This is a genomic window from Rhodococcus sp. WS1 (assembly GCF_003797745.1).
Taxonomy (GTDB): domain Bacteria; phylum Actinomycetota; class Actinomycetes; order Mycobacteriales; family Mycobacteriaceae; genus Rhodococcus_F; species Rhodococcus_F erythropolis.
This window is the reverse complement of record NZ_RKLZ01000003.1, coordinates 470,854-494,364: the sequence shown is the minus strand read 5'-3', so window position 1 is coordinate 494,364 and position 23,511 is coordinate 470,854. Positions and strand designations below refer to the sequence as shown.

The following is a 23,511-nucleotide window of genomic DNA, read 5'->3' as shown; positions in this document are numbered from 1 at the left end:
GGGCCGGGCATGCCAGACTGTGAACCGATTCGTACACGAACGAAAGCCTGAAGACGATGGTTGGTCCACTGACAGAGATCTGGCCTCCGTACGGAGTCACGATCACGTGTGGGCCCGTCACCTTGGTCCCTGTGCGCGACGACCATTTCCCCGAACTCGCTGCGCTGGTCCGAGCCGGCATTCACCCTGCCGAACAGATGCCGTTTCTCGTCCCCTGGACGGTGGGCACTCCCACCGAAGTGTCGCGAAGATTCATCCAATACCACTGGTCGGTCCGCGGAGCGATGACCACGGCCGACTGGAAATTCGAAACAGCCATTGTCGTCGACGGAGAAATTGTCGGCTGCCAGGCGTTCGCCGCGACGGACTTTCCCAAAAGTCGTACCGGTGAAACCGGCTCGTGGATCGGGCGCGGGTTCCAAGGCCGGGGCATCGGCACTCTTGCCCGACAGGCAATCTGCGCATTCGCATTCGACTCTTTGGGCGCACGCAGCGTCGTGTCGTCGGCGTTCACGGACAACCCCGCCTCGATCACGGTGTCGACCAAAGTCGGGTACCGCGCCGACGGCACAGTAGAGGAGTTGGCTGCCGACGGCCGAATGACCGTGCGTCGACTCTTCACCCTCAGCCGCGAAGATTTTGTCGCACCGCCGTACCCCGTCGAAGTGACCGGCGCAGACGCGCTCAGGGCGATGCTGGGTATCGACTGAGCGAGCTACCCGTGCACCGTGACAGCCGGTAGAACAGACGCATGGAACCCTCCGACATGATGGCCGCAGTCACCTCGCCCGTGCGCGACCGTACCGGACGCACTCTCGAAGAATGGGTTGAGGCTGTACGCACGTCGGGGGTCGACCCGCTCGATCAGAACGAAGTCCGCAAGTGGCTGAAAGCAGAGCACGGTGTATCGCAGAACTCGCAGTGGGCAATTGCATTCGAGACTGCCAAACAGTCGGGATGGGTGGAGCCGACCGTCGAGCAATACATCGACCAGCAGTACAGCGGCCCGAAGGCAGCACTGCGACCCATCTTCGATGCAGCCCGACGTCTGATCGAAGAGCTCGGAACCGATGTTCGAGTCGAAGGCCGCGGAACATACACGCCCTTTGTTCGCGTTCGCCAATTTGCTGCCATCGCAGCGGCCACCAAAGCCCGAGTCGACCTCGGACTACGTTTTGTCGAGGCCCCCGGTTCCGAACTTCTGGTGCCGGCCAAAGCTCCCGGGCAGTCGACTCACAAGATCGGGCTCACCAGCACCGAGGACGTGAACGACGAAGTCGGATCGCTGATAGCCATCGCGTATCTACAGAACGGCCGGTAGGACACTAACTCGCCGCCACGCAACCACTCACCGGCACGCTGCACGAAAGTCCCTGTTCTCCTTGTCGGAGAACAGGGACTTTCTTCACCGCGGGGGAAGGTCGCTGCGACGTGTCAGCTCAGGCCGAAGATCGCGCCGATGATGGTCCGAGCAGCCTCGAAGAGCGCATCAACGGACGGGACACCGATTTCAGAGCTGATGGAAAAAAGGGAACCCAACATACGATCCTCCGGAGATAGTTTCTGAATGGCTTACTGCCACAAGGAAAATGCTACGGGTTCTACTTGTGGAACGGAAGCATGGGGACCCCGAGTGTGACAACTCCGGACCAAAGTCCCGGCACCGCAGATCTACTGCACCCCAGCATGATTGCTCTCCCCCGCTTCGGATTCGACGCCTTCAGGATTGTCGACGAGGACTTTCGCAACACTCGCCAAAGCCTCCATGCTCGACATTTCCGCGTGAGAGCAGTCGACCAGGTACGGCCGCAGTGGCCCCACCAGTTGGGACCATTTTTCGACCAGGTGACGATGTTCAGGCAGATCATGCTGCGCCACAAACAATTCCACTGAGCCGAAATAGCGCCGCGGCGTGTGGTCCCGAACGATTCGCGACAGTTTTTCCACCCGCCCCACTACGGATTCGAGAACCGTATCGGAAAGGAAATCCATACCGGTCTGCCTTCGGATCTCTGCCGCAACGTCTACGAAAGTCATTGCTGCAGTTTCAGTTTCAACCTCAGCTAGTCCGATCTGTGCAAACAGTTCGGAAGGTTTCGGAGCCGCTTGTACCGATGGCATCATCTCCGGCAACAGCGCGTCGAGCATGACAACCGAACCGACCAGATCGCCCGTCTCTTCGAGTTGGCTCGCCATCTCGAGCGCGATCGTTCCACCGGCAGACCAACCCAGTAGATGGTATTCACCCGACGGCTGCACATTCCGTACGGCATCGACATACCCCGACGCCAACTCCGCCACCGTGCCGGGTAGCTCACCTGCACCCGTTGCCTGGATGCCGTATACCCGTCGACCTTCGAGCTGACCGACGAGTCCGACGTAGCACCAGGCAATTCCGCTGACCGGATGCACACAGAACAACGGCGGCCTTAGGTCATCAGGATTGCCGCCCAACATGACGATCGTGTCCAGCGGATCCGAATGGAACGAATCACCCTCCACGACGTCGGCATGAACGAGATCCATCCGAGAGGCAAGCTCCGCCACAGTTCGATCGGTGAAAATCCATTGAACCGGGAAATCCCTGTTCAGGGTCTCACGCAAGCGCGAAGCCACTCGAACTGCACCCATGGATGTCCCGCCGAGCTCGAAGAAGTCGTCGTAGCGGCCCACCGATTTCGCGCCGGTCACGCCCTCGAATGCCTGTGCCACTTGACGTTCGGTATCCGAGACGGGTCGATCCACACTCGACCCTACCTGCGGCGAAGGAGCAGGAAGTGCCGCTACGTCTATCTTCCCCGAAGCGAGCAACGGGACCACTCCCATCACCGTCACCGAAGAAGGCAGCAGGTGCTTCGGCAGCAGGCCGGAGACAAACCCGCGAAGCTCCGATTCCGTCACCGAACCGTTTTCCGCCAGCGTTACGTACGACCGGAGTTCAGCGGATCCGTGCCCGTCGTCAGAGACGACGGTAACCGAGAAGATCACTGCTCCATGGCTTGACAGAGCCACGTCGACCTCCGCCGGTTCCACGCGGACACCCCGCACCTTCACCTGTGCGTCGTTGCGCCCCAGGTACTCGAGCGCTCGGTCGTGACGCCTACGACGCACGAGGTCACCCGTGCGATACATCCGAGTCCCCACCGCATAAGGATTGGCGACAAAACGCTCGGAAGTCAGACCCGGAGAGGCGACGTACCCCCGTGCCACATTCTCGCCGGCGAGGAATAGTTCTCCCGCAACGCCATCCGGAACCGGTCGGAGCCTCTGATCGAGAACAAACGCCGTCGTGCCAGGTACCGGGGTGCCGACGGTGACGTCCCCGTCAGTGATCCGCGCGGAAATCGATGCCGCGATCGTTGATTCGGTCGGTCCGTATCCGTTGACGATGCGATGTCGGGGTGACCACGCCGACGCAAGGCGGGCAGAGAGCGGCTCCCCCATCGATTCGACGATCAACGGTTGCACTGCATCCGGATCGACTGTGGCCAGGACCGTTGGCGTCACGATCAGATGTGTGACGTCGGCAGCGATCAGCAGATTCGTGAGTTCCTCTCCCCCGTAGACGAAGTCAGGAGCCAGAATCAACGTTCCACACCCTGCCGCCGCCAGAAGAATCTCGATCACCGACGCGTCGAAGGTCGACGACGCCAATTGCAGGACTCGGGGGCCACGATCGAGCTCGGCGATCTCGGCGTGCGCGGTGTAGACGTTCATGATGCCGCGGTGTGAAACCTCGACACCCTTGGGTCTTCCCGTGGAACCCGACGTGTAGATGACGTAGGCGAGGTTGTCGGGATGAGCCGGCGTTGCCGATACCTCGACAGCCCCACCAGCAGTGCAGGATTCATCCATCGCCACCCACTCGACGGAGTCAGGCAAACTCTCGGATGCACCTCGCGCTGTCAAACCGACAACCGAACCGCACTCCTCGACCATCGTCTGTCGGCGCGCTGTCGGCAGCGCCGGATCGAGCGACAGCCACGCTGCGCCTGCCCGCGCTACCGCCCACAGCGCAACGATCCACAGATGCCCGCGACCGAGCGCAACGGCCACCACGTCATCGGGTCCGATTCCTCGGACCACCAACTCGCGAGTCCAGTGCGACGACTCCTCGTGCAGGTCGCGATAGGTCCAGCGCCTGCCGTTCAATTCCAGCGCGATGTCGTCGGGTGCCTGCCGCAGCGCGCGTTCGAAAATGTCCGCAATCGTCAGCGGTTCGACGTGTCGAGGATTCGCAGCCGTCAGCGCCGAGCGTTCGAGACCGGACAGCAATTCGATCTCCCCGACCACGATCTCGGGTTCACCTGTCACTGCTTCGGCGATACGTGTCACCCGCTGCATGAACAGTTCCGCCGTCGACGCGCGGAATCTGTCTGTGGCATACAGCAATCGAATCGTCAGACTGTCACCGGTGTCGACCAGGTCCCACGTCAAGTCGTAACCGGTCGACGACCCTGCCTTGTCGATGTCGAAGACGGTGATGCCGTCGATCTGCGGCACGTCGAGCGCTCGCCGATATGCCAGCATGACCGTGAACAGGGGATGCTCGTTCATCCTGCGCGGCGGATCGACCTTCGCAACTACATCGTCGAACGAGACGTCCGCGTTCGCCATTGCTTCCAGATCGACACGGCGAACCTCGTCCAGGACAGCAGCGAAGCGGTCGGAGGAGTTGATCCTCGTGCGCAATGCGACAGTACCCACCATCATGCCGGCCACGCTCAGCAGCGCCGGATCGTTCCGCAGACTCACAGCTGCTCCCACCACGACGTCGTCCGTGACGCACTCGCGAGCGAGCAGCACGGCAATCACGCTGTGGACAACCATGAATACCGTGACGCCATGCGAACGAGCCAACGCCGACAACGCGTCATAGGTGGCACCATCGAGGACTTCCGTCACCATCTCGTCGGATCGTGAAGACACCGGACTCCGGGGGTTGTCGACGGGTAGAGCCAACACATCCTCGACGCCACCAAGTGCGTTCGACCAGTAGTCGAGTTGCCGATGCGCCACGCTCAGAAGATCCTCCGGATCGCCCAAGCTCTCTCTCGCCCAGAGACTGTAGTCGCCGTAGCTGATCCCGCCGGCGGAGCGATCCCATTCCCTTCCGAGCACCCTCGCCTCGAAGGCTGCCGCGAAATCGGCAAGGATCGGGCCCATCGACGCACCGTCGATTGCGATGTGGTGAACAACCAGTACCAGGACAGTCAATCCTGCAGAATCGGCTCCTGCATTTTCGCTGAACACACGCACACGGAACGGAACATCTCGTTCGAGATCGAACGGCACAGTCGCGAAGGCCGAAGCGCTCGCACGGATATCGTCGACGCACTCAGCGGTGAGATCGACTGCAACAGAGTCTATTTCAACCTGTTGTGGACCGAGTTCACCCGGAACAAACACAGTTCGCAACACGGCATGGTGATCGACGACGTCACCGAGGGCGCTGCTCAAAACCGAACGATCGATGTCGTCTGCCAGGACCGCTGCAAACGTCAGGTTGTACGCAGTCGATTCCGGCTGAAGCTGATTGATCAGCCAAAGTCGTTGTTGCGAGGGCGCCAGCGGGGCCGGCATGCCGGGATCACGTCGAGTCAGTTCGCGGCGTTTGCCATCGGACGCGCTCGCCGACAGCCACTGAGACATCGCTCGCGGCGACGGATTGTCGAAGACGGCGCGAACAGGCACATCCCGCGCGAAGATCGAGGCGAGTCGACCTGCCACCGCTGCCGCGGCCAACGAATCACCACCTGATTCGAACAGGTTGTGCAGAGCGCCGAAACTTCCGGACACGTGTTCCGACATCACAGCGGTGACGAGTTCCTCCGAAACCGTCACTGCTGCATCGGGCGCCTGGCTCTCGAACACATGACGCCGCAACGCATCTGCGTCCAGTTTTCCGTTCGTCGTCAGCGGGATCGACTCCAACACGACCACGCGGCCGGGCATCAGATACGCAGGCAACATCGCGGCCAACTCGATTGTCAGCTGATCCGCCTCCACACCATCGCCAACCGCGCACGCAACGGCGATCTCGTCGACGAGGACAACCGCCGCAGCCTCGACGCCCGTGCACCGCCGCAGAGCTGATTCGATTTCGGCGGGCTCGACGCGGATTCCTCGCACGCTCATCTGACGGTCGGAGCGTCCGACGAATCCGAGCGTGTCATCGGTGCGGCGGTGAACCAGATCACCGGTCCGATAGCGGCGGCGTCCACCTGGTGCTGCGACAAACGAGCTGGCGGTGCCGGCGGGATCTCCGGCATAGCCCATCGCAAGCCCGGACCCGCTGACGTACAGCTCACCGATCCCGGCCCACGGCACCGGACGCAGTCGCGTATCCAGTACCTCTGCACCGATTCCGGCGAGCGGAACTCCGATGGTGACCCGATGATCCACCTCGGCGACGGTCGTGACCACCGTGCATTCCGTCGGTCCGTACGCATTGAGCATTCGCGCGCGACGACTCCACGCACGCGCGGTGGAAGGTGAGAGCACATCGCCACCGACTGCAACCACCTCCAACGAGTCGAACCGCTCCGGAGCCATGGTGTCGAGTACGGCCGGAGTGGACAACATGTGAGTGACGCCGCGTTCTGCGACAAATTCTTCGAGTGCCCTTCCGCCGAAAGCCTCCCGAGGAGCGACCGCCAAGGTAGCCCCGGCGCCGATCGCCAACATCATCTCGAGAATCGCCGCATCGAACGTCGGTTTGTAACCGTGCAGCACAACCGAGTCCGAAGTCACGCCGTACTTCCGGATTGCGTCGTCGGTAAGAAGGCCCAGTCCTCGGTGGGTGACTGCAACGCCTTTCGGTTCACCAGTCGACCCGGACGTGTGAACGACGTACGCGACTGAATCCGGATACTGCCGACCGGGAACGGGGCTGCGGTCGGAGAGCACTGTGCGCAGTTGCTTCAGCCGTGCCGGCGGCAGGTCGGGGTCGATCGGCACGAATGCCGCACCCGTTTTCGAGATCGCCAACATTCGGACCAGGTACGCGATAGTCCGTACCGCCGGAATCTCGTACACGGCACCCGGTCCTGCGCCCCGAGCCACCAGTTCCCAGGCTTGGGCATCCGAGGCAGAGTCGAGTTCGGCATACGTCACCGTGCGCTGTCCGTCGTCGAGAGCAATGTTGTCAGGGAATTGCGCCGCTGTGGCGGCGAAGATCTGGGTCAGTGTCCGGGACGAATCGACCTCGACAGCAGTCCAACTGGGCGCCGCGCCCACCGCGAGATCCGAAACGAGTACTGGCACATCCTCGGCCATCGAGGTGAGCACTCTCGACAGTTGTCGAGCAACCGCATCGGCGCTCGAAGGATCGAACGCGCTCGCGGCATAGATGAGCGCTCCGGTCAACGATCCGTCGACAGCGGGTGCGAGCGAGACGTGCATGGGGAACTTCGTTGTCGCGGTCTCGATTTCGCGAGCCTCAATCGTGAGACCGGCCACCTCCACGGCAGGGATCGCGAAGTTCTGCAGACCCAGCGCAATCTGGGGAGTTCGTCCGCCGAGCAGCTCACCAACCAATTCGGCAGGAACAGAGCTATTTTCGAATGCTGCCACATCAGCATCGAAAGCTGCACCCAACAGAAGGTCGATCGGCACGTCCCCGTCGATCCGAAGGCGAAGAGGCACCGTATCCACGAACATGCCGACCACACCGTCGAGCTCAGGCGTACGCCGTCCGTCGACAGCTGTCGCGATCACGACATCGGGATTTCCACTCAGCTTGGCAAGCACCACGGACAACGCCGCATGAACCACCGCAAACAGCGAGACCTTCGATCGATCGGCTCGCGCCTGCAGTGCCGAGGTGATGACGGCTGGAATCACGAAGTTCACTCGCTGCGCTACGGAATCCGGCCCGCCATCAGAATGATCCACCGTCAGCGGCGACACAGATGTCACGCCGTCGAGCGTTCGGCGCCAGAACTCCTCGACGACAGGGGAAACGTCACGTGCTGCCTCCCACGCGGCAAAATCCCCGTACTGGATCGGCAGCGGAGACCATTGCGGATCCAGTCCAGCTCGTCGCTTGCCGTAAGCGGTCAGCAGGTCGCCGACCACTGTTCGCATCGACACCCCGTCGACTGCGATGTGATGAAAGCTCACTGCCAGAACGTGCCTGACCGGTGACACCTGGAGCAGCATCCAGCGCACCGGTAGGTCTGCCGCTACATCGAAACCGCGCGAGCCGAACTCTCGCAGCAGCACCTCGACCTCGATGTCGGCGACCAGTCGCGTTTCCATTGTCAGGGAGGTCGGAGGATCCACGACCTGAACCGGTGGAGTGCCCGGATACCGGGTTCTGAGGACGTCATGACGGCCGACAAGATCCGTCGCTGCGTGACGCAGCGCGGGCACGTCGAGTTCACCGTCGATCTCGATGCAGATCGGCAGGTTGTACGCACCGCTCGACGTGTTCCGCTGGTTCAGTACCCACATCGCACGCTGGTTCCGTGACAGAGGTGCGGGCGTGGGGTCGCGGCGCGGTTCCAGTCTGACAACATCGGTCGCCGGGCCACTCTGCTCGAGCGAATCGATCCGGGCCGCCAACGCCGCAACTGTTGGATGCTCGAATACGGTCCGGAGCGGAACAACCAGCCCAAGGGAACTACTCAAGAGCGAGGTAACCTCCGCGGCCGACAGCGAGTTGCCGCCGAGGGAGAAGAAGTCTGCGTCGCAGTCGTCCTCATTCCCGCCGAGCACCGAAGTAAAAGCTTCGGCAACAAGGCGTTCTGTGGCGGTGGCCGGCCCCTGTGCACGGGAAACATCCAGTGTCGGCGCGGGGAGACGGGCGAAGTCGACCTTGCCGTTCCGCATCGGAAACTCACCCTCGATTTCGACGATGACATGCGGAACCATGTACGTCGGAAGGACTTCTGCGACAGCGGCGCGAAGTTGACCCGTGTCAACTCTTTCGGCATCCGAGCTTCGCACGTAGGCGACCAACAGAGGACTTCCCCCCTGGGCCGACCGAACCCCGGCGACGCAGAAATCGACGTTCGCGACAGACTGAATGACTGCCTCGATCTCACCCGGTTCGATCCGGACACCGTTGACCTTCACCTGCACGTCGGTTCGCCCGAGATAATGCAGGCGATACGTATTGCCTTCAGATTTGGGGCTTTCCGGCTTCCACATCACCAGATCGCCGGTCCGGTACATCCGGGCTCCTGAACTGATTGCCACGAATCGTTCCGCGGTTCGGGCCGGTTGGCCGGCGTAACCGCGCGCAAGCATTCGACCGGAGAGATACAGTTCACCGGCGACTCCCGGCGGCACCGGTTCGAGTCGATCATCGAGCACGACGGCGTCGACCCCGGCCAGTGGATACCCGACGGATCCGTCGTGAGTGTCAGCTGACAGATGGTCGATCGACAGTGGTTCGGTAGCAAGCGAATACATCGCGGACTCGGCAGGTCCGTATCCGTTGATCACTCTGCGTCCGGCTTGCCAGCGCTTCGCCAACGCACCGCCGAGTCGCTCGCCCCCGAACATCACCGTTGCAAGGTCCGGCAGCGACGGATCGCCGATCGAGGCGACGATAGTAGGTGTGGCGCACAGATGAGTAATTCGCTCGCGCCTCAGTGCTGATGCAAGTCCCGAGCCGAACAGTTGGTCGTCCTTCGCCAGAACGAGCGTCGCCCCGGACGCACTCGCGATGAGCACCTCGAGCAACGTCATGTCGAACCCTGGCGCTCCGCGATGGAATACGCGCGAACCCGGACCAGCCGAGAATCGACGGGGCAGGTCTTCGGCGATCACGCCGAGCCCGCCGTTGGTCACCACCACGGCCTTCGGAGTTCCAGTCGTTCCTGACGTGAAAACTACGTAGGCCGCGAGGTTCTCGGAATGCTGTCGCACCCAGTCTGCGTCCTGGCCACCACCGGCGTCGAGGCCGCAGACCGCGCCGTCGCCCAGTGCTTCGAGGACATCGCGTACTCGCGCCTGCGGCTGTTCCGGGTCCACCAATGCCGGAGCTGCACCGACCTTCGCGATCGCCCACAATCGCACGATCGACGCTATGGTCCGATCGGCAGTCCAGGCAACGACGTGGTCCACTCCGACTCCCCCGGAGCGCAACTCGTCGGCTGCGACGTCCGACTGCGCATCGAGGTCTCGGTAAGTGAGTGTGTTGCCCTCAGCTTCGACCGCCACGGCATCCGGAGCGAATTCGACGCCGTATCGCAGCATCGAGGCAAGCGTCGTACCGGAACACCGAGATGCATCGGGCCGGTCGACCGCGCCGTGTGCGGGGACGAGAAGAGCTCGCTCCGCACTCGTCAACAGGTCGATTCGCCCTACCGCGACATTGGGGTCGACAGACACTTGATTCAGGAGGTGCTCGAACCGACCCGCAAAGCTCGATACCGTCAGATCATCGAATAGATCAGCGTTATAAACGAATTCGAGACCGAGACCGCCCCCGATCCCCTCGTCTGTGACGTTGAGCTGCAGATCGAAATTTGCTTGCCTGACATCGGGCGAGATCTGAGTGACGGACAACCCCGGTATGGACCACGCGGCGGAATGAGTTGTCTGGAACGAGAGCGCCACCTGGAACAACGGATGTCGCGAACGCGATCGCGGTGGGTCGATCAGATCAACCAGCGATTCGAAGGGCATCTCTGCGTGCGCGAACGCCGCTACGTCTCGCTGACGAACCTGCTCGACCAACCGGCCGAACGACTTCGACGGATCGACTTCGGTCCGAAGAACAATCGTGCCGGCAAACATGCCGACCAGCTCGTCGAGTTCAGGTGTGACGCGTCCGGACACAACAGTGCCGACAGCTACGTCATTGCTGCCGTTGTACCTCGCCAGCAGCGCCGCGAGTGCAGCGTGGACAACCATGAACATGGTTCCGTTGTTCGATCGTGCGAGTGCTTGAAGGCCCGTCCGTACCGAACCCGAGATCTCTACCCGGCAACTCGACGCGCGGGCGGACGTCGAACGCGGACGGTCCAGGGGTAGCGTCACCTGCTCGGGAAGGCCTTCGAGAGCCTGCTTCCAGTAGCTGGATACCGTCTCGGGAATCCCCGATTCCCGTTGCCATGCGCTGTAATCGGAGTATTCGAGCGCGAGCGGCGACCACTTCGGAGCTTGCTGCGCCGAGCGAGCGATGTACGCCGCCGTGAAGTCACGTACCAACAACTCGAGCGATCGAGCATCGCCTGCAATGTGATGGACAACAACAGCCAGGATGTACTCGTCAGGCGAAAGCTGGAGAAGTGCCGCACGTACGGGCGGATCCACGGTGACATCGAAGCCCGAACTCACCAGTTCTGCAACACGATTCTCGGCGTCGTCGCCGGCGAGTGCCTCGGGATGAAACAGCGGCATCGCGTCCTCGGCGTCGAGCACCGTCTGAACCGGACACTCGCCGACAACCGGGTATACGGTCCGCAGAGTGCGATGGCGATCGATCAGGTCGCGAATTGCCAGTTCGGCTGCAGCTACGTCCAATTCACCCGTCATGCGTAACACGATCGGGATGTTGTAGCCGGAGGACTCTGTATCCAACTGATTCAGAATCCACATTCGGTGTTGGGAAGCCGACAGCTGCACCTCCGCAGTGCCTGGGCGAGGTACCAAAGACAGACGAGGTACAAAAGACAACGGAGACGCTTGCCCCGTGCCGATTCGGGCGGCAGCGATGCCGGCGAGCTGATCGACGAATGGGTGCTCGAACACATCGCGGACGTCGAGGTTGCAGCCCAAAGCGGAGTTCAGGCGCGACGAAAGACGAGAGGCGATCAAGGAATTGGCCCCTTGATCGAAGAGATTCCGGACCGGATCTATATGCGGAACTTCCATCAAATCGCTCAGAATGGCTGCAACTGTCTGAGCGAAGAAGTCTCGCGACTGCCGAGACGGCTGCACTTGCGAAGTCGGGTCCGGCAGTGATGCTCGGTCGATCTTGCCGTTGATCGTGACCGGCAATGACGCAAGCGGCATCAAAGCCGACGGGACCATATGTGCGGGCAACAACGAACGAGCAGTCCGCAACACACCGTCGAGGTCGTGTCCGTTCTCAGGGGTGATGTAACCGACCAAAGTCGGCCCACTGTCGAGTTCTCTCACCACCACCGTGGCCTGCTCCACCGACGTGTGAGCCAACAGCGCGGATTCGACCTCGCCCGGTTCGACGCGGTAACCGCGCAGGGCCATCTGACCGTCGGCGCGGCGAACATATTCGAGTCGACCGGCTCGCCGACGGACCAGATCGCCGCTGCGGTACATCCGCGATCCTTCGAATCCGGGTTCAGACACAAATCGGGAAGACGTCATCCCTGGTTGACCCAAGTAGCCTTCGGCCACCTGCGGACCGGCAACGTACAGTTCGCCGACAGATCCCGGCGGGACGGGCTTCAACGACGCGTCGAGCACGTAGCTGCGAAACCCTGGTAGTGGGGACCCGATCGGCGAGACAGTCTCGTTACCGGAGATGAGATCGAAATTGGTTACATGGACCGTGGTTTCGGTGATTCCGAACATATTGACACCCCGCACGTCCGGGTGCCGATCGAACCAACCCTGCACGCGCCCGACGTCGAGGCGATCGCCGCCGAAAACAATCGTCCGGAGCGGAAGCAGCATTTCCGGCGTAACTTCCGCCAACGCATAGAAGGCGGCCGGGGTCTGATTCAGAACGGTGACTTTCTCCCGCACAATCAGATCCGCGAATCTTTCGGGAGAGCGCGCGACGTCACCGTCTACGATCACCAGGGATCCGCCAGTGGTCAACGCACCCCACATCTCCCAGACCGAGAAGTCGAATGAGTGCGAATGAAACATCGACCACACGTCTTCGTCGCCGAAGTCGAAGATCTCGCGAGTCGCGGCCAGCAGAGCCAACACGTTGTCCTGAGTCACCACCACACCTTTGGGCGCTCCGGTCGATCCGGACGTGTAGATCACGTAGGCGGCGGCGTCCGACTGTGGAACAGGCCAACCGGCCGTCGCTTCAGTCGTCTCGTTGACGAGGACGACAGCTTGCTCGGACCCAACGAACCGCCCAGCTGATTCGTCCGTCGACACAATCGCTTTCGGGCCTGCATCGGCAAGTACGTAGTGGATGCGAGCGTCGGGATACTGCAAGTCGATCGGGACGTACGCAGCGCCCGCGCGAACGACGGCGATGATGGCTACGACGAGGTCGACCGATCGAGGCAGGGCGACCGCCACGCGATCCCCGACTCCAATTCCTCGATCGATCAATACGGCGGCAAGGCCCTCCGAACGAACTCGCACCTCTTCATAGGTGACGCGAGTATCGCCACTCGACACCGCGATTGCATTCGGATGCCGGGCTGCGACGGCCCCGAAGAGGTCGGGCAGCGACTGCGCGACAATCGAAGGCCCCGGCACCCAAGCCAGCAATTCTTCGCGCTCCGCAACGCTGAGAACATCGATGTCGCGCAGCATGATTGACGAGTTCTCGGTAATCGAGTCACATACTCGACGCAGTCGCTCGACCCAGCTCTGCACGGTGCCCGCATCGAACAGATCGGCGGCATATCGGAAAGTGCCGCGAATACCGCTCGCGTCGCCGTCAATCGTACGATCTTCGCGCACAGTCACTTCGAGGTCGAAGCGAGGGTGCGCGGGAGGTAGCGGAGTGCCGTGGGCCGTCAAAGTTCCCACCGCGATCTCGGAATCCGGTGCTACCGGATCGACCGCGAGAACCACTCTGAGGAAGGAATTCTTGTCGCCTGCGGCCCCACCGACCGCGCGGTCGACCACCCAGTCGAACGGGACGTCGGCATTGGACAAAGCTGCCACGTCAGCCTCGCGTACCCGACTCAAGAACTCACCGAAGGTGTCTCCGCCGCGAAGGAGCGTTCGCAGCGCCACGGTCCCGACGAACATACCGACGGCGCCGTCGAACGAAGGGTGTGTTCGGCCGGACGTCGGGGTTCCGATGACCACATCGGACGCACCGGTGATCTTGCTCAGCGCAATCGCAAGGCAGGCGTGCAACACCATGAAGGTTGTGCAGTGATGCGCTCGAGCGATCTCGTTGAGCGCCGCGTGGACGGGCGAGGGCAATTCGAAAGTCACGTCCCGAGCCGACGACGGTTGGTCCGGCCGGCGGGATCTGTCCACGGGAAGAGCAAGAGTCGGATCAACGCCGGCGAGTGCGTCGGACCAGAATTCCAGCTGGCGACCTGCCAAGCTCTGTGGATCTGCAGGATCACCGAGAACGGTTCTGTGCCAAGCGGAATAGTCACGGTAGTCGAGCGCGGGCGAAGGCCAGATCGGCGACCGCCCGTCGGCGCGAGCGTCGTACGCGGAGATCAGGTCAGAAACGATCGTGGCGAACGAAAGGCCGTCCAAGGCTATGTGATGCGCAACCACGGTCAAGCGGTGGTCGGCATCGCTGCCGGAGGTGAGGATCAAACGAAGCGGTGCATCGGTCTCCAGGTCGAAACCTGCCGCAACCAATTCCGCTGACGCAGTATCGTATTCCTCGGACGGAACCTCGATCAGAGTCACCGGAGTCGCGGTCGCAACTTGGATCGGCCACGTGTCGTGATTCTGTTCGAACGAGAACACGGTACGCAAGACGAGATGGCGATCGGTCAGGTCGGCTACCGCCGCCCTCATCGCCTCTGTATCCAGTGCACCACTGAACGCGACCTCGAACGCGATGTTGTACGCCGACGACTGGGGATCGCGACGGTTGAGCAGCCATAGACGTTGTTGCGCCGGAGCGATTTCGACGGTGACCTCGTCCGAAATGCGCTCGGGCTCCACCACCCATTCCGCCCGGTCCTCACGAATCTTCTGGGCCAGACGCGCCGGAGTCGGGGCGCCGAACACGTCCCTGACACCAACTCGTCTACCGAGTGCAGAACTCACGCGCGCTGCAACATACACGGCGTCGAGGGAACTACCGCCCCAGGCGAACAAGTCGGAGTGCGGTCCGAGAACTCCGACGCCCAGGACCTCGGCCATCACCGAGGCAATCAATTCCTCGTCGTACTCGATCGGACGGTGCACGGTCGAGTGCTGCTCGGCGACCGCGGACCATGTCGGTTCAGGAAGCGCTGAACGGTCCGTCTTTCCATGGCTCGTGACGGGCAACGCTGCCAGAATCGTCACCGAACCCGGAAGCATGGAACGTGGAAGTAGTGAAGCCAGATGTTCGCGGACCGCCTTCTGACTCAATAGATGAGCAGTGCCGTCCTCACCTTCGGCCGCAGTCACGTACGCCGCAAGCGACCCGGATCGCTCGACCACCGCTGCTTGCGCAACACCGGGAGTCGACAGGAGCACAGCCTCGATCTCGCCCAGTTCGACGCGTACTCCACGGATCTTGACTTGTTGATCAGAGCGGCCCAAGAACTCGAGCTGACCGGCATCGTTCCATCGCACGACGTCGCCGGTGCGGTACATGCGCTCGCCAGCACCAGTGGCACCAAAGGGCGCCGCTACGAAACGCTCCGAGGTCAGCGTCGGGGAAAGGTACCCGCGCGCCAGTCCTGGTCCCATCACGTACAGCTCACCCACGGCGCCGACCGGAGTCGGACGCAACCACGAATCCAACACCACAGCGGCAACGCCGTCGATCGGACGCCCGATCGGAGTATCACCGCCAGGCTCGAGTGGCTCGCTCATGAATGCCGCGACGGTCGCTTCACTGGGTCCGTACGAATTAACGATGTCGACATGACTCGACCACACATCCACGAGCGCCACCGGCGGTCGCTCGCCGCCGACGTTCAACACTCGAAGATCCGGCAGTTTCCGAGGATCCATCGTCAGCGGAACCGACGGTGTCGAGATCAGGTGCGTGACACCCTCGAGCCGCAGATAGTCTTCGAGGTCCTCTCCGCCGATCAATCCGGGAGGAACGATCACGGCGGTCGCGCCGCAGCCGTGAGCAAGCAGAATCTCGAGGATCGCCACGTCGAACGAGGTAGCTGCCAGGAGCGCGACGCGGGAGGAACTATCGATGTTCAGTCGCCTGGCGTGAGAACGCAGCAACGGTGAGATACCTCGGTGCGTGACCGCGACGCCCTTCGGCCGTCCGGTCGACCCCGACGTGTAGACCACGTAGGCGGTGTCGTCCAGGGACACGTCGCCTGAAGACGAACCGGTCCCCGCGCCTCGATCGATCGGCCCATCGACGGTCTCGTCTTCCCTGGGGTCGACGACGCAGACCCAAGCCGGCACGTTCACGAGTTCGCCGCCGACCACAACGGACACGTCGGCGTCGTCGAGGATGAAAGCGACACGCTCGGACGGTGTTTGAGGATCCACGAAAAGAAGGGCAGCACCAGCCCGCGCTACTGCATGAAATGCAACTACGGAATCGGTCGAGCGCTCGGTGAGGATCCCGACGACGTCACCTCGTTCGACGCCGTTCTCCACGAGCAAGGCGCACAGTGCATCCGCGCGAGCGCCGAGCTGGTCGTAAGTGACGTCCACACCTTGCTCGCGGATCGCGACGGCGCTCCCCTGCCCTGCGCCGCCTCTGACGACCGAATCGAGCGTCGCGAATCCGTCCGTCCGCGGACCTAACGCGGGGACCAGATCCTTCGCTTCGTCCGTCGAGAGGATGCGGAGGTCACCGAGCGCACGGGTAGCCGAGTCGAGGAATCCCTCGAGAAACCGAACGAACTGACGATGATGCATCGCCAGGTCACGTTCGCTGTAGAGGCGTGGATTGGCTTCGAAGGACAGGCGAACGTTCTCCCCCGCGATCGACGGATAAATGCTGAAGAACAGATCTTCGGTGGGTCCGGATGTGAGGACGTGAAATTCGCCGACGACGTCGCCGAGCCGAATGGCTTCGTGAAACATCATGACGTTCACGGCCGGGCCCGCCGCCTCACGGGATCCGCCCTGACCCTCCTGGAAGCCCATGTCCTCGTAGCGGAATCGCTGGTGGCGTAGTGCACCGGTCATCTGCACCGAGATCTGACGCACCAGTTCTTGTGGCGACAGATCCCGTTCGAGTTGCGCACGAACAGGCACGATGTTGGACAGCATCCCACCTGAACGTTTCGACGTCGCCGTGGTGCGGCCGGACACCGGCAAGCTGAGGACTACGTCATCGGAATCAGTCATGCGGCCGAGATAGGACGCGAATGCACCGACGAGGACCGCCACCTCGGACGTAGTCCACTCGGTCGCGACATCCGAAAGCTGTTTTGCAAGAGTTGGATTCAGTGTCCGCACCATCATGCGCTGCGGCATGGACGTCAGGCCGGCGCCGTCGGCGAGGCGAACCGGGCGGGGCAGGCCTTCGGACATCTCCGTCCAGTACTGCTTGTCCGATCGATACCGCGACGAGGATCGGTAGTCGACGTCGAGGTCATGCAGTGCACGTACCCCGAGACCACCGAAAGGAGTCAGCGTCTTGCCATGAACCAGATGCGAATAGCGCTCGGCCACCCGCGCGGTGAGTGTCATCGCCGCATGTCCGTCGAGCACGAGATGATGGGCGTGCGAGTACCAGAAATAGTGATCATCTGCCAGATGAAGCAAAGTCGCCGAGATCAGGCGGTCAGACATCACGTCAAGTGGCCGTGAGTATTCCGCAGTCATCCACTCGTTCGCGCGCTGAACCGGGTCGTCGTCGCTGCGTAAGTCGAGGTATGCGAGACCGTCGACGATCGAGTGATCGACAATCTGCGCCGGCTCGGCATCAGTGGCGACGAGGCGAACGAACGGCGACTCCAATTGATGACATGCCGTGTTCGTTGCCTCGATCAGAGCGTCGACGTCAACCGGCCCTCGTAGCTCCACGTACTGAGCCACCACGAACGGAGTTGACGGACTCAGTTGCTGCGCAAACCACAGCGCGAGCTGAGCCCGAGACAACGGAAAAGCACTCAACCCGTCACCTCACATTTCACCAGCCTTGTTTTTCACGAACATTCGATGGCTGATCACGTGAATCCATGGGAGCGAACACCACGAACGGCCGAACCGAACCCTACTGTCTCGTCTAAGTTTTCACCACTGGGCCAACACTGCTAGACATGTCGACGCAGCTTTCACGCACTCAAACGTCAGGAGCTTCAGCGGATGAACAACGACACGGTGGGACCAAAGTCCGACGACGATTCCGGGGCTGAACCGAGCGGCTCCAACACCATCCCACCGAGGGGCCCGGAGCGCGAAACGAAGAGGACGGTCACACTGCCGGGAGGCCGTCGAACTGCACTCGCAATCACGGGAACGGCACTGGTGGTGGGCGGTTTCGTGGCCTGGCTCGGGTACACGGCATACGAGGCGAAAGACAACCTTGAAGCAGCTCGCGACCATGCACAATCGGCGAAGAGTGCACTTCTGGCCGGGGATACCGGGGTCGCAGAGTCCGCAGCGGCGGAAGCCGATCGAAATGCATCCGCAGCGTACGACAACACCCATTCACTCCCCTGGAACATCGCCGCCGCAATTCCGGTCATCGGGTCGCCCTTCGACACGACGCGTCAGATGACCGAGGTCGTTCAGGGACTCACGCGTGACGTTCTCGGTCCCGCTGTCACTGTCGGAACTTCACTCGCACCAACGGAATTGGTCCAGCCTGGTGGACGCTTGGCACTCGCACCGTTACGCGAAGCGGAACCGAAATTGGCCGAAACAGCTATCGCCGCGGAATTGCTGTCGTCGCAGGCACAGGAAGTTCGCGAATCGAAGTACCTGGGCCGAGTTAACGATGCCAGAGCAGAATTGCAGTCGCAGACAAGCGAACTGGCTACCCTCCTGACGAACACCGCCACCGCGGCGCGCATCGCACCGGCGATGCTCGGCACCGACGGACCGCGCAATTACTTCATCGGTTTCCAGACCAATGCCGAAGCCCGAGGAACCGGCGGTCTGTTGGGTGGATACGGCATCGTCCGAGTCGACAACGGCGCCGCACGGGTGGACACGCTCTCCCCCAACTCCGAACTAACACTGGACAATCAACCGATAGACCTTGGTCCTGACTTCAACCAGCTGTACGGAAACAGTCGCCCGACCACCGATTCTCGCAACAGCAACCTCAGCTCGCACTTTCCCTACGCAGCGCAGATCTGGCAGTCCCTGTGGTCACAGGAGTCCGGGGGTGAGATGGTCGACGGTGCGATAGCGACCGATCCGATCGCCCTGAGTTACATCCTCGAAGCGGTAGGACCGATCAAGATGCCCGACGGAGAGTCGGTCACCGCCGACAACGTCGTGGAACTGACCGAGTCGACTGCGTACGCTCGCTTCCCTTCCGACAACAAGGCACGAAAGCAGTATCTGCAGACAATCGCAGCTCGTGTCGTGGAGAAGATGACCGGGAACATCAAGTCGCCGAGCGCACTGCTGGAAGCTCTGGGCAAGGGCGTCAGCGAGGGCAGAATCGCCGTGTGGAGCTCTCACCCCGACGAACAATCGGTTCTCGCCGACACCGTCCTCGGGCACACCATTCCCGATGATGCCGCTCCGTACGCCGGTGTGGTGATCAACAACCAAGCCGGTAACAAGCTCGACTACTACCTCACACGAGAAATCGCCTACACAGCCCAGACGTGCACCGGCGACACCCGAAAGACAACGGTCACCGTTCGACTGACAAACAACGCGCCCGACGCCGACCTGACCGAATATGTCAGCGGGATCGTCGACAACCCCGGACGACTACCCAAGGGCACCAACGTGGCTGCAGTCACACTGCTGGCAACGACCGGCGCCAAACTCGACGCAGTCTCCGTGGGCGGGCAGATTTCGTTTGCCGTCAACGGAACCGAACAGGGCCACCCGGCATTCATGACAAGGGCCGTCATTCCGCGAGGGCAGACCGTTGAGCTGAAGTTCGATCTGACCGAGCCCACAGCCGAGGGCGAAGCCCGTGTCCCTGTCCAGCCGCTGGTCGACGAGCCGAAGATCACGGTCGACGTGCCTACCTGCTGAGCCTGACCGGCAAACGCCGACAGATCCCCCTGTCATGTCGGCGTTTGCCGCCTCGTGAACTTTCAAGAGATTTGAAACTTTGGCAAAGGCTAGCCTATGCTTCCTGACGCGCCTGGAACCGGCCGTCGGCTGCGATCCGTCGGAGTCTCACTCCTCGGCGCATCGACAACGGAAGGTTCCCCATGCGATACGCCCGTGTGCGCTCACTTCGCCGAACTGTGGCCCTGAGCGGATTGGTCATTGCCGCCCTGGTAATCGGCGGATGCAGTAACAACGACACCGCAACCGAATCAAGCAGCAGCGACTTCGAAACCGTCACCATCGAAAGTGCGCTCGGAAACGCCGTCATCACCGAAAAGCCCGAGCGAATCGTGACTCTCGGCATGGGGTCGGCGGAGACCGTGATCGCGCTCGGCACGATCCCCGTCGGCGTCGAAAAGTACGCATGGGGCAGCGACGACACCGGATATCTGCCGTGGGTGCACGAAGCGGTCACGAAGCAGGGTGGCGAACTGCCAGAGCAGTTCACCGGCGGCACCGACCTCAACATCGAAGCGATCATCGCCCTCGAGCCCGACCTGATCCTCGCCCCCTGGTCCGGCATCACCCAGCAGCAGTTCGACTCACTGAACGCGTTCGCGCCGACCGTCGCCTACGCCGAGAGTCCGTGGACCATCACGTGGGAAGACCAGATCAACGTCATCGGCAAAGCCATGGGCGAATCCGAGAAGGCGACAGCCGAAATCGACAAGATCAAGTCGCAGTTCGCGGAATCGACTGAAGCACATCCGAACTACGCCGACGTCAGCTTCTCCTTCATCTACAACACGGGCCCAGGAACCCTCGGCGTCTTCTTCGCCGAAGAGCAGCGCGTGGCCATGGTCCGCGCACTCGGCTTGCAGGTGGATCCCGTCGTCTACACCTTGGCGGAATCTGAAGGAACAGACTCCGCCGTCATCGGCCTCGAGAACGCAAACCTCCTCGACAAGTCCGACCTGCTCTTCACCTTCTACTCGGCCCCGGCCAATCGGGCCGAGATCGAAGCGCAGCCCGCCTACAAGGCCATCCCCGCTGTGGCTCGGGGAACTGTCATCGCTCCGACCGAGCAGCCCTTCGTCACGGGTTCCTCGATGATCAACCCGCTGACCGTGCCCTGGTCGCTCGAGCGCTACGTGCCGATGATCGACGAGTCAATCGCAAAGCTGAACAAGTGATGTAGATCAGCATCGCGCGATCGAGAAGCCCGCGTCCTATTCGGATGCGGGCTTCTTGCCGTCGCGTTGGGCTTTGAATCGCATCCACTCGCTACTCAACATTCGATTGTCGATGATCCACCCCATGTAATCGCGCATGTTGAGGACACGAATGTAGGCGGGGCCGTTGGGATTTGCGTACTGCAGTGCTTCAGTCGCGAGTTTGCGTTGATTCTCGAGATACACGTGCTCTGTTTCGAGGAATCCGCCCCACACGTCGGAATCCATGACGTAGTAGTGAGTCCGATCCCGAGGCTTGCGCGTGAGCTTGACGAACCCCCGGTCGATCAAACGGCGAATGTAAGTCGACACCGATCCGCGACTGGCTCCCAGTGCCTGCGCCAACTCTTCGGCACTGACCCCTGGCGACTCGCTGATCAACAAATAGCCCGCAATGCGTCCCTCGATGCGGGCTCCACCACCGGACTGCCAGTACACGGAGAACTGGTCAATGAACCACGTGGAGAAGTCGTCACCGCGAGCAGGGCTGGCATCGCCCATTCGTTGAGCCTCCGACGTCACTCGACAACAAGAACATTGACTTCCGATTCTGCCAGCTGATGCCTACACCCACGCATTCCGCGTCGCCGCAGGGTCGCCCGAGAAGTCGTGCGCTGTGAAGTCGGCACACGTCACCGTCGTCGCCGACCCATTCGGCTCGCGGACTTGGACGACCATCGAGCTCACCGAATCACCAAGAGGCGAAGCCTGAATGGCCCGGGCGGTCAACGAAGCCGAGTCGCGCGGGTCGGTATCCACGACGCACAGATCGAGGCGGACATTTCGCGATTCACTATCAAACGATCCGCCGCCGACTGTCAATCCAGTAGGTAACTCGGATGCTCGTGAGCGCAGTGCGTCAGCCAATGCCGCCTCCACAATGGGGGCTCCTGGGCACTCTGAACCTGCAGAAAGACCACCGGATGGTGTCGCCCGCGAGGGTGACGATTGCTCCAGATCGACTGTGCATCCCACGAGTCCGATCGAGGAAGCCATGCCTACTACGCAAATCAACAGACGCCACCGACCAATTTCCCCTGCCATTCGCGACACGGTAACCGAGACGCGTCCACTACTACCGCGAAATCAACAATCCTGGTGTAGTTGCGATGAACTCGAGCTCTTCGATCGTCAAAGGCGACGCCGATGTGGAGCCAGCCGATGTCACGAACTGGGTCACCACTACTGTTTCGCCGGAGGGGTGAACAACCCGGACCGTGTCATCGCCCGAGCCATCGGGATCGACCAGGCGAGTCACCGTGGTGGCGTTGGGCAACGTCAGGATCGCGCCTGGTTCCGGGACGGCCGTACCAATCGATATTTCGACATCACCGCGGCCGTCCGATGTCGAGACGACGATTCGTTCGCACGCCCCTCCCCGTCCGTAGTCATCCGGAACCAGCGAACCGAGCGGGCGTTCCAAAGTGACCTCTTCTGCGCCGAGATCCTTCCAACGTGCATCGAGCAACTGATTCAGTCGGTCGATATCCATGCGCGTCGCAGGTGGACCGGCATTCACGGAATCGGTGTAGCAGGATGCCATCGGTGGCGGCGTCGAGTCTGGGACCGGCTCAGTCACAGCGAGCCCGGGCGCTGTCGCGACCGCGATCAGTTCGTCCATCGTCAAAAGCGGACCAGTATCCGTCGAAGTGCCGGTCGACGTGTCGATGCTGGCAACAACTCTGGATCCGTCACCGAGATACGCGACTACACCGCGCTCGGCCCCGACTGCCGAACCGTCTTTGTCTTCGAAATCTGCTCGGTCCTCGAAATCTGCGATGTCGAGTACCGTTCCGTTCGCGAGATACTCCCGCCGATCCACCAGCCCCTCCAGGCACGGTGGCACCGGCTGATCCCATGCACGAACCTGAACCGAGATATCCGCAGTCCGCCCGACGCGAGTCAAGGTTCCCTTCGCCGACGTCGAACCGCTGAACTCGATCGGGTCGACCCCGTCGGGAAACGAAACGCCACGGTAATTCTGGATCGGCGCGAACTCGAGCGATTTCGATGGACTCGCAAATGCAACGTCGACATCGGAAGGCAACGATTCGAGTAGTGCGTCGCTCATGGCGGTGGCCTTCGGTCCCGAGAACCATGGATAGTCCGGGTCGTCATAACCGGGCTCACCGGTAAAACCGTAGTTGATGCGCACCGGCGGACCTGGCGATTCCACCGACTCGCAGCCGGGAATCGACGTGCCCGTGCCCTCGTTCGTCACCGCTGCGACAACAGTTCCCAATGCGACGATCGAGACGATCACCAGCCCGTCGCGCCAGGTCCATTGTTCGCGGCGACGGTTCGACTCGTGTGCGGTGCGCCCAGACATTTCTCGATCATT

Annotated in this window: 7 protein-coding genes; 4 read left to right on the top strand and 3 right to left on the bottom strand. The window is 61.8% G+C overall.

Annotated features, from left to right (window positions below):
* Positions 1-56 precede the first annotated feature (56 nt).
* Both EEB12_RS27405 and EEB12_RS27400 read left to right on the top strand, forming a co-directional pair.
* A complete protein-coding gene (locus EEB12_RS27405) occupies positions 57-710 on the top strand; it encodes a GNAT family N-acetyltransferase (RefSeq protein WP_097387306.1) in 654 nt (217 codons plus the stop codon).
* A gap of 41 nt (positions 711-751) precedes the next feature.
* The gene (locus tag EEB12_RS27400) at positions 752-1,321 is read left to right on the top strand and encodes a DUF5655 domain-containing protein (RefSeq protein ID WP_141488863.1); all 570 of its coding nucleotides are present in this window, start codon (positions 752-754) and stop codon (positions 1,319-1,321) included.
* A 350-nt stretch (positions 1,322-1,671) separates the two neighbouring features.
* On the opposite strand, the gene EEB12_RS27395 is transcribed toward EEB12_RS27400, so the two are convergent.
* Entirely contained in the window at positions 1,672-17,865 is a 16,194-nt protein-coding gene (locus EEB12_RS27395; protein WP_141488862.1) for a non-ribosomal peptide synthetase, read from the bottom strand.
* Between the two features lie 192 nt (positions 17,866-18,057).
* Here EEB12_RS27395 and EEB12_RS27390 point away from each other — a divergent pair, with 192 nt between their 5' ends.
* Positions 18,058-19,917 carry a DUF4012 domain-containing protein gene (locus EEB12_RS27390; RefSeq protein WP_113684148.1) on the top strand — a complete coding sequence of 620 codons (1,860 nt, stop codon included), beginning with the start codon at positions 18,058-18,060 and terminating at the stop codon, positions 19,915-19,917.
* A gap of 182 nt (positions 19,918-20,099) precedes the next feature.
* Positions 20,100-21,131: an iron-siderophore ABC transporter substrate-binding protein gene (locus tag EEB12_RS27385; RefSeq protein WP_141488861.1), complete on the top strand. Its 1,032-nt coding sequence runs from the start codon at positions 20,100-20,102 to the stop codon at positions 21,129-21,131.
* A 36-nt stretch (positions 21,132-21,167) separates the two neighbouring features.
* On the opposite strand, the gene EEB12_RS27380 is transcribed toward EEB12_RS27385, so the two are convergent.
* Together EEB12_RS27380 and EEB12_RS27375 are read right to left on the bottom strand one after the other, a co-directional pair.
* Positions 21,168-21,671, bottom strand: coding sequence for a GbsR/MarR family transcriptional regulator (locus EEB12_RS27380; protein WP_020908019.1), 504 nt, complete (start codon positions 21,669-21,671; stop codon positions 21,168-21,170).
* Between the two features lie 574 nt (positions 21,672-22,245).
* Positions 22,246-23,499 carry a hypothetical protein gene (locus EEB12_RS27375; protein WP_141488860.1) on the bottom strand — a complete coding sequence of 418 codons (1,254 nt, stop codon included), beginning with the start codon at positions 23,497-23,499 and terminating at the stop codon, positions 22,246-22,248.
* Positions 23,500-23,511: the final 12 nt, after the last annotated feature.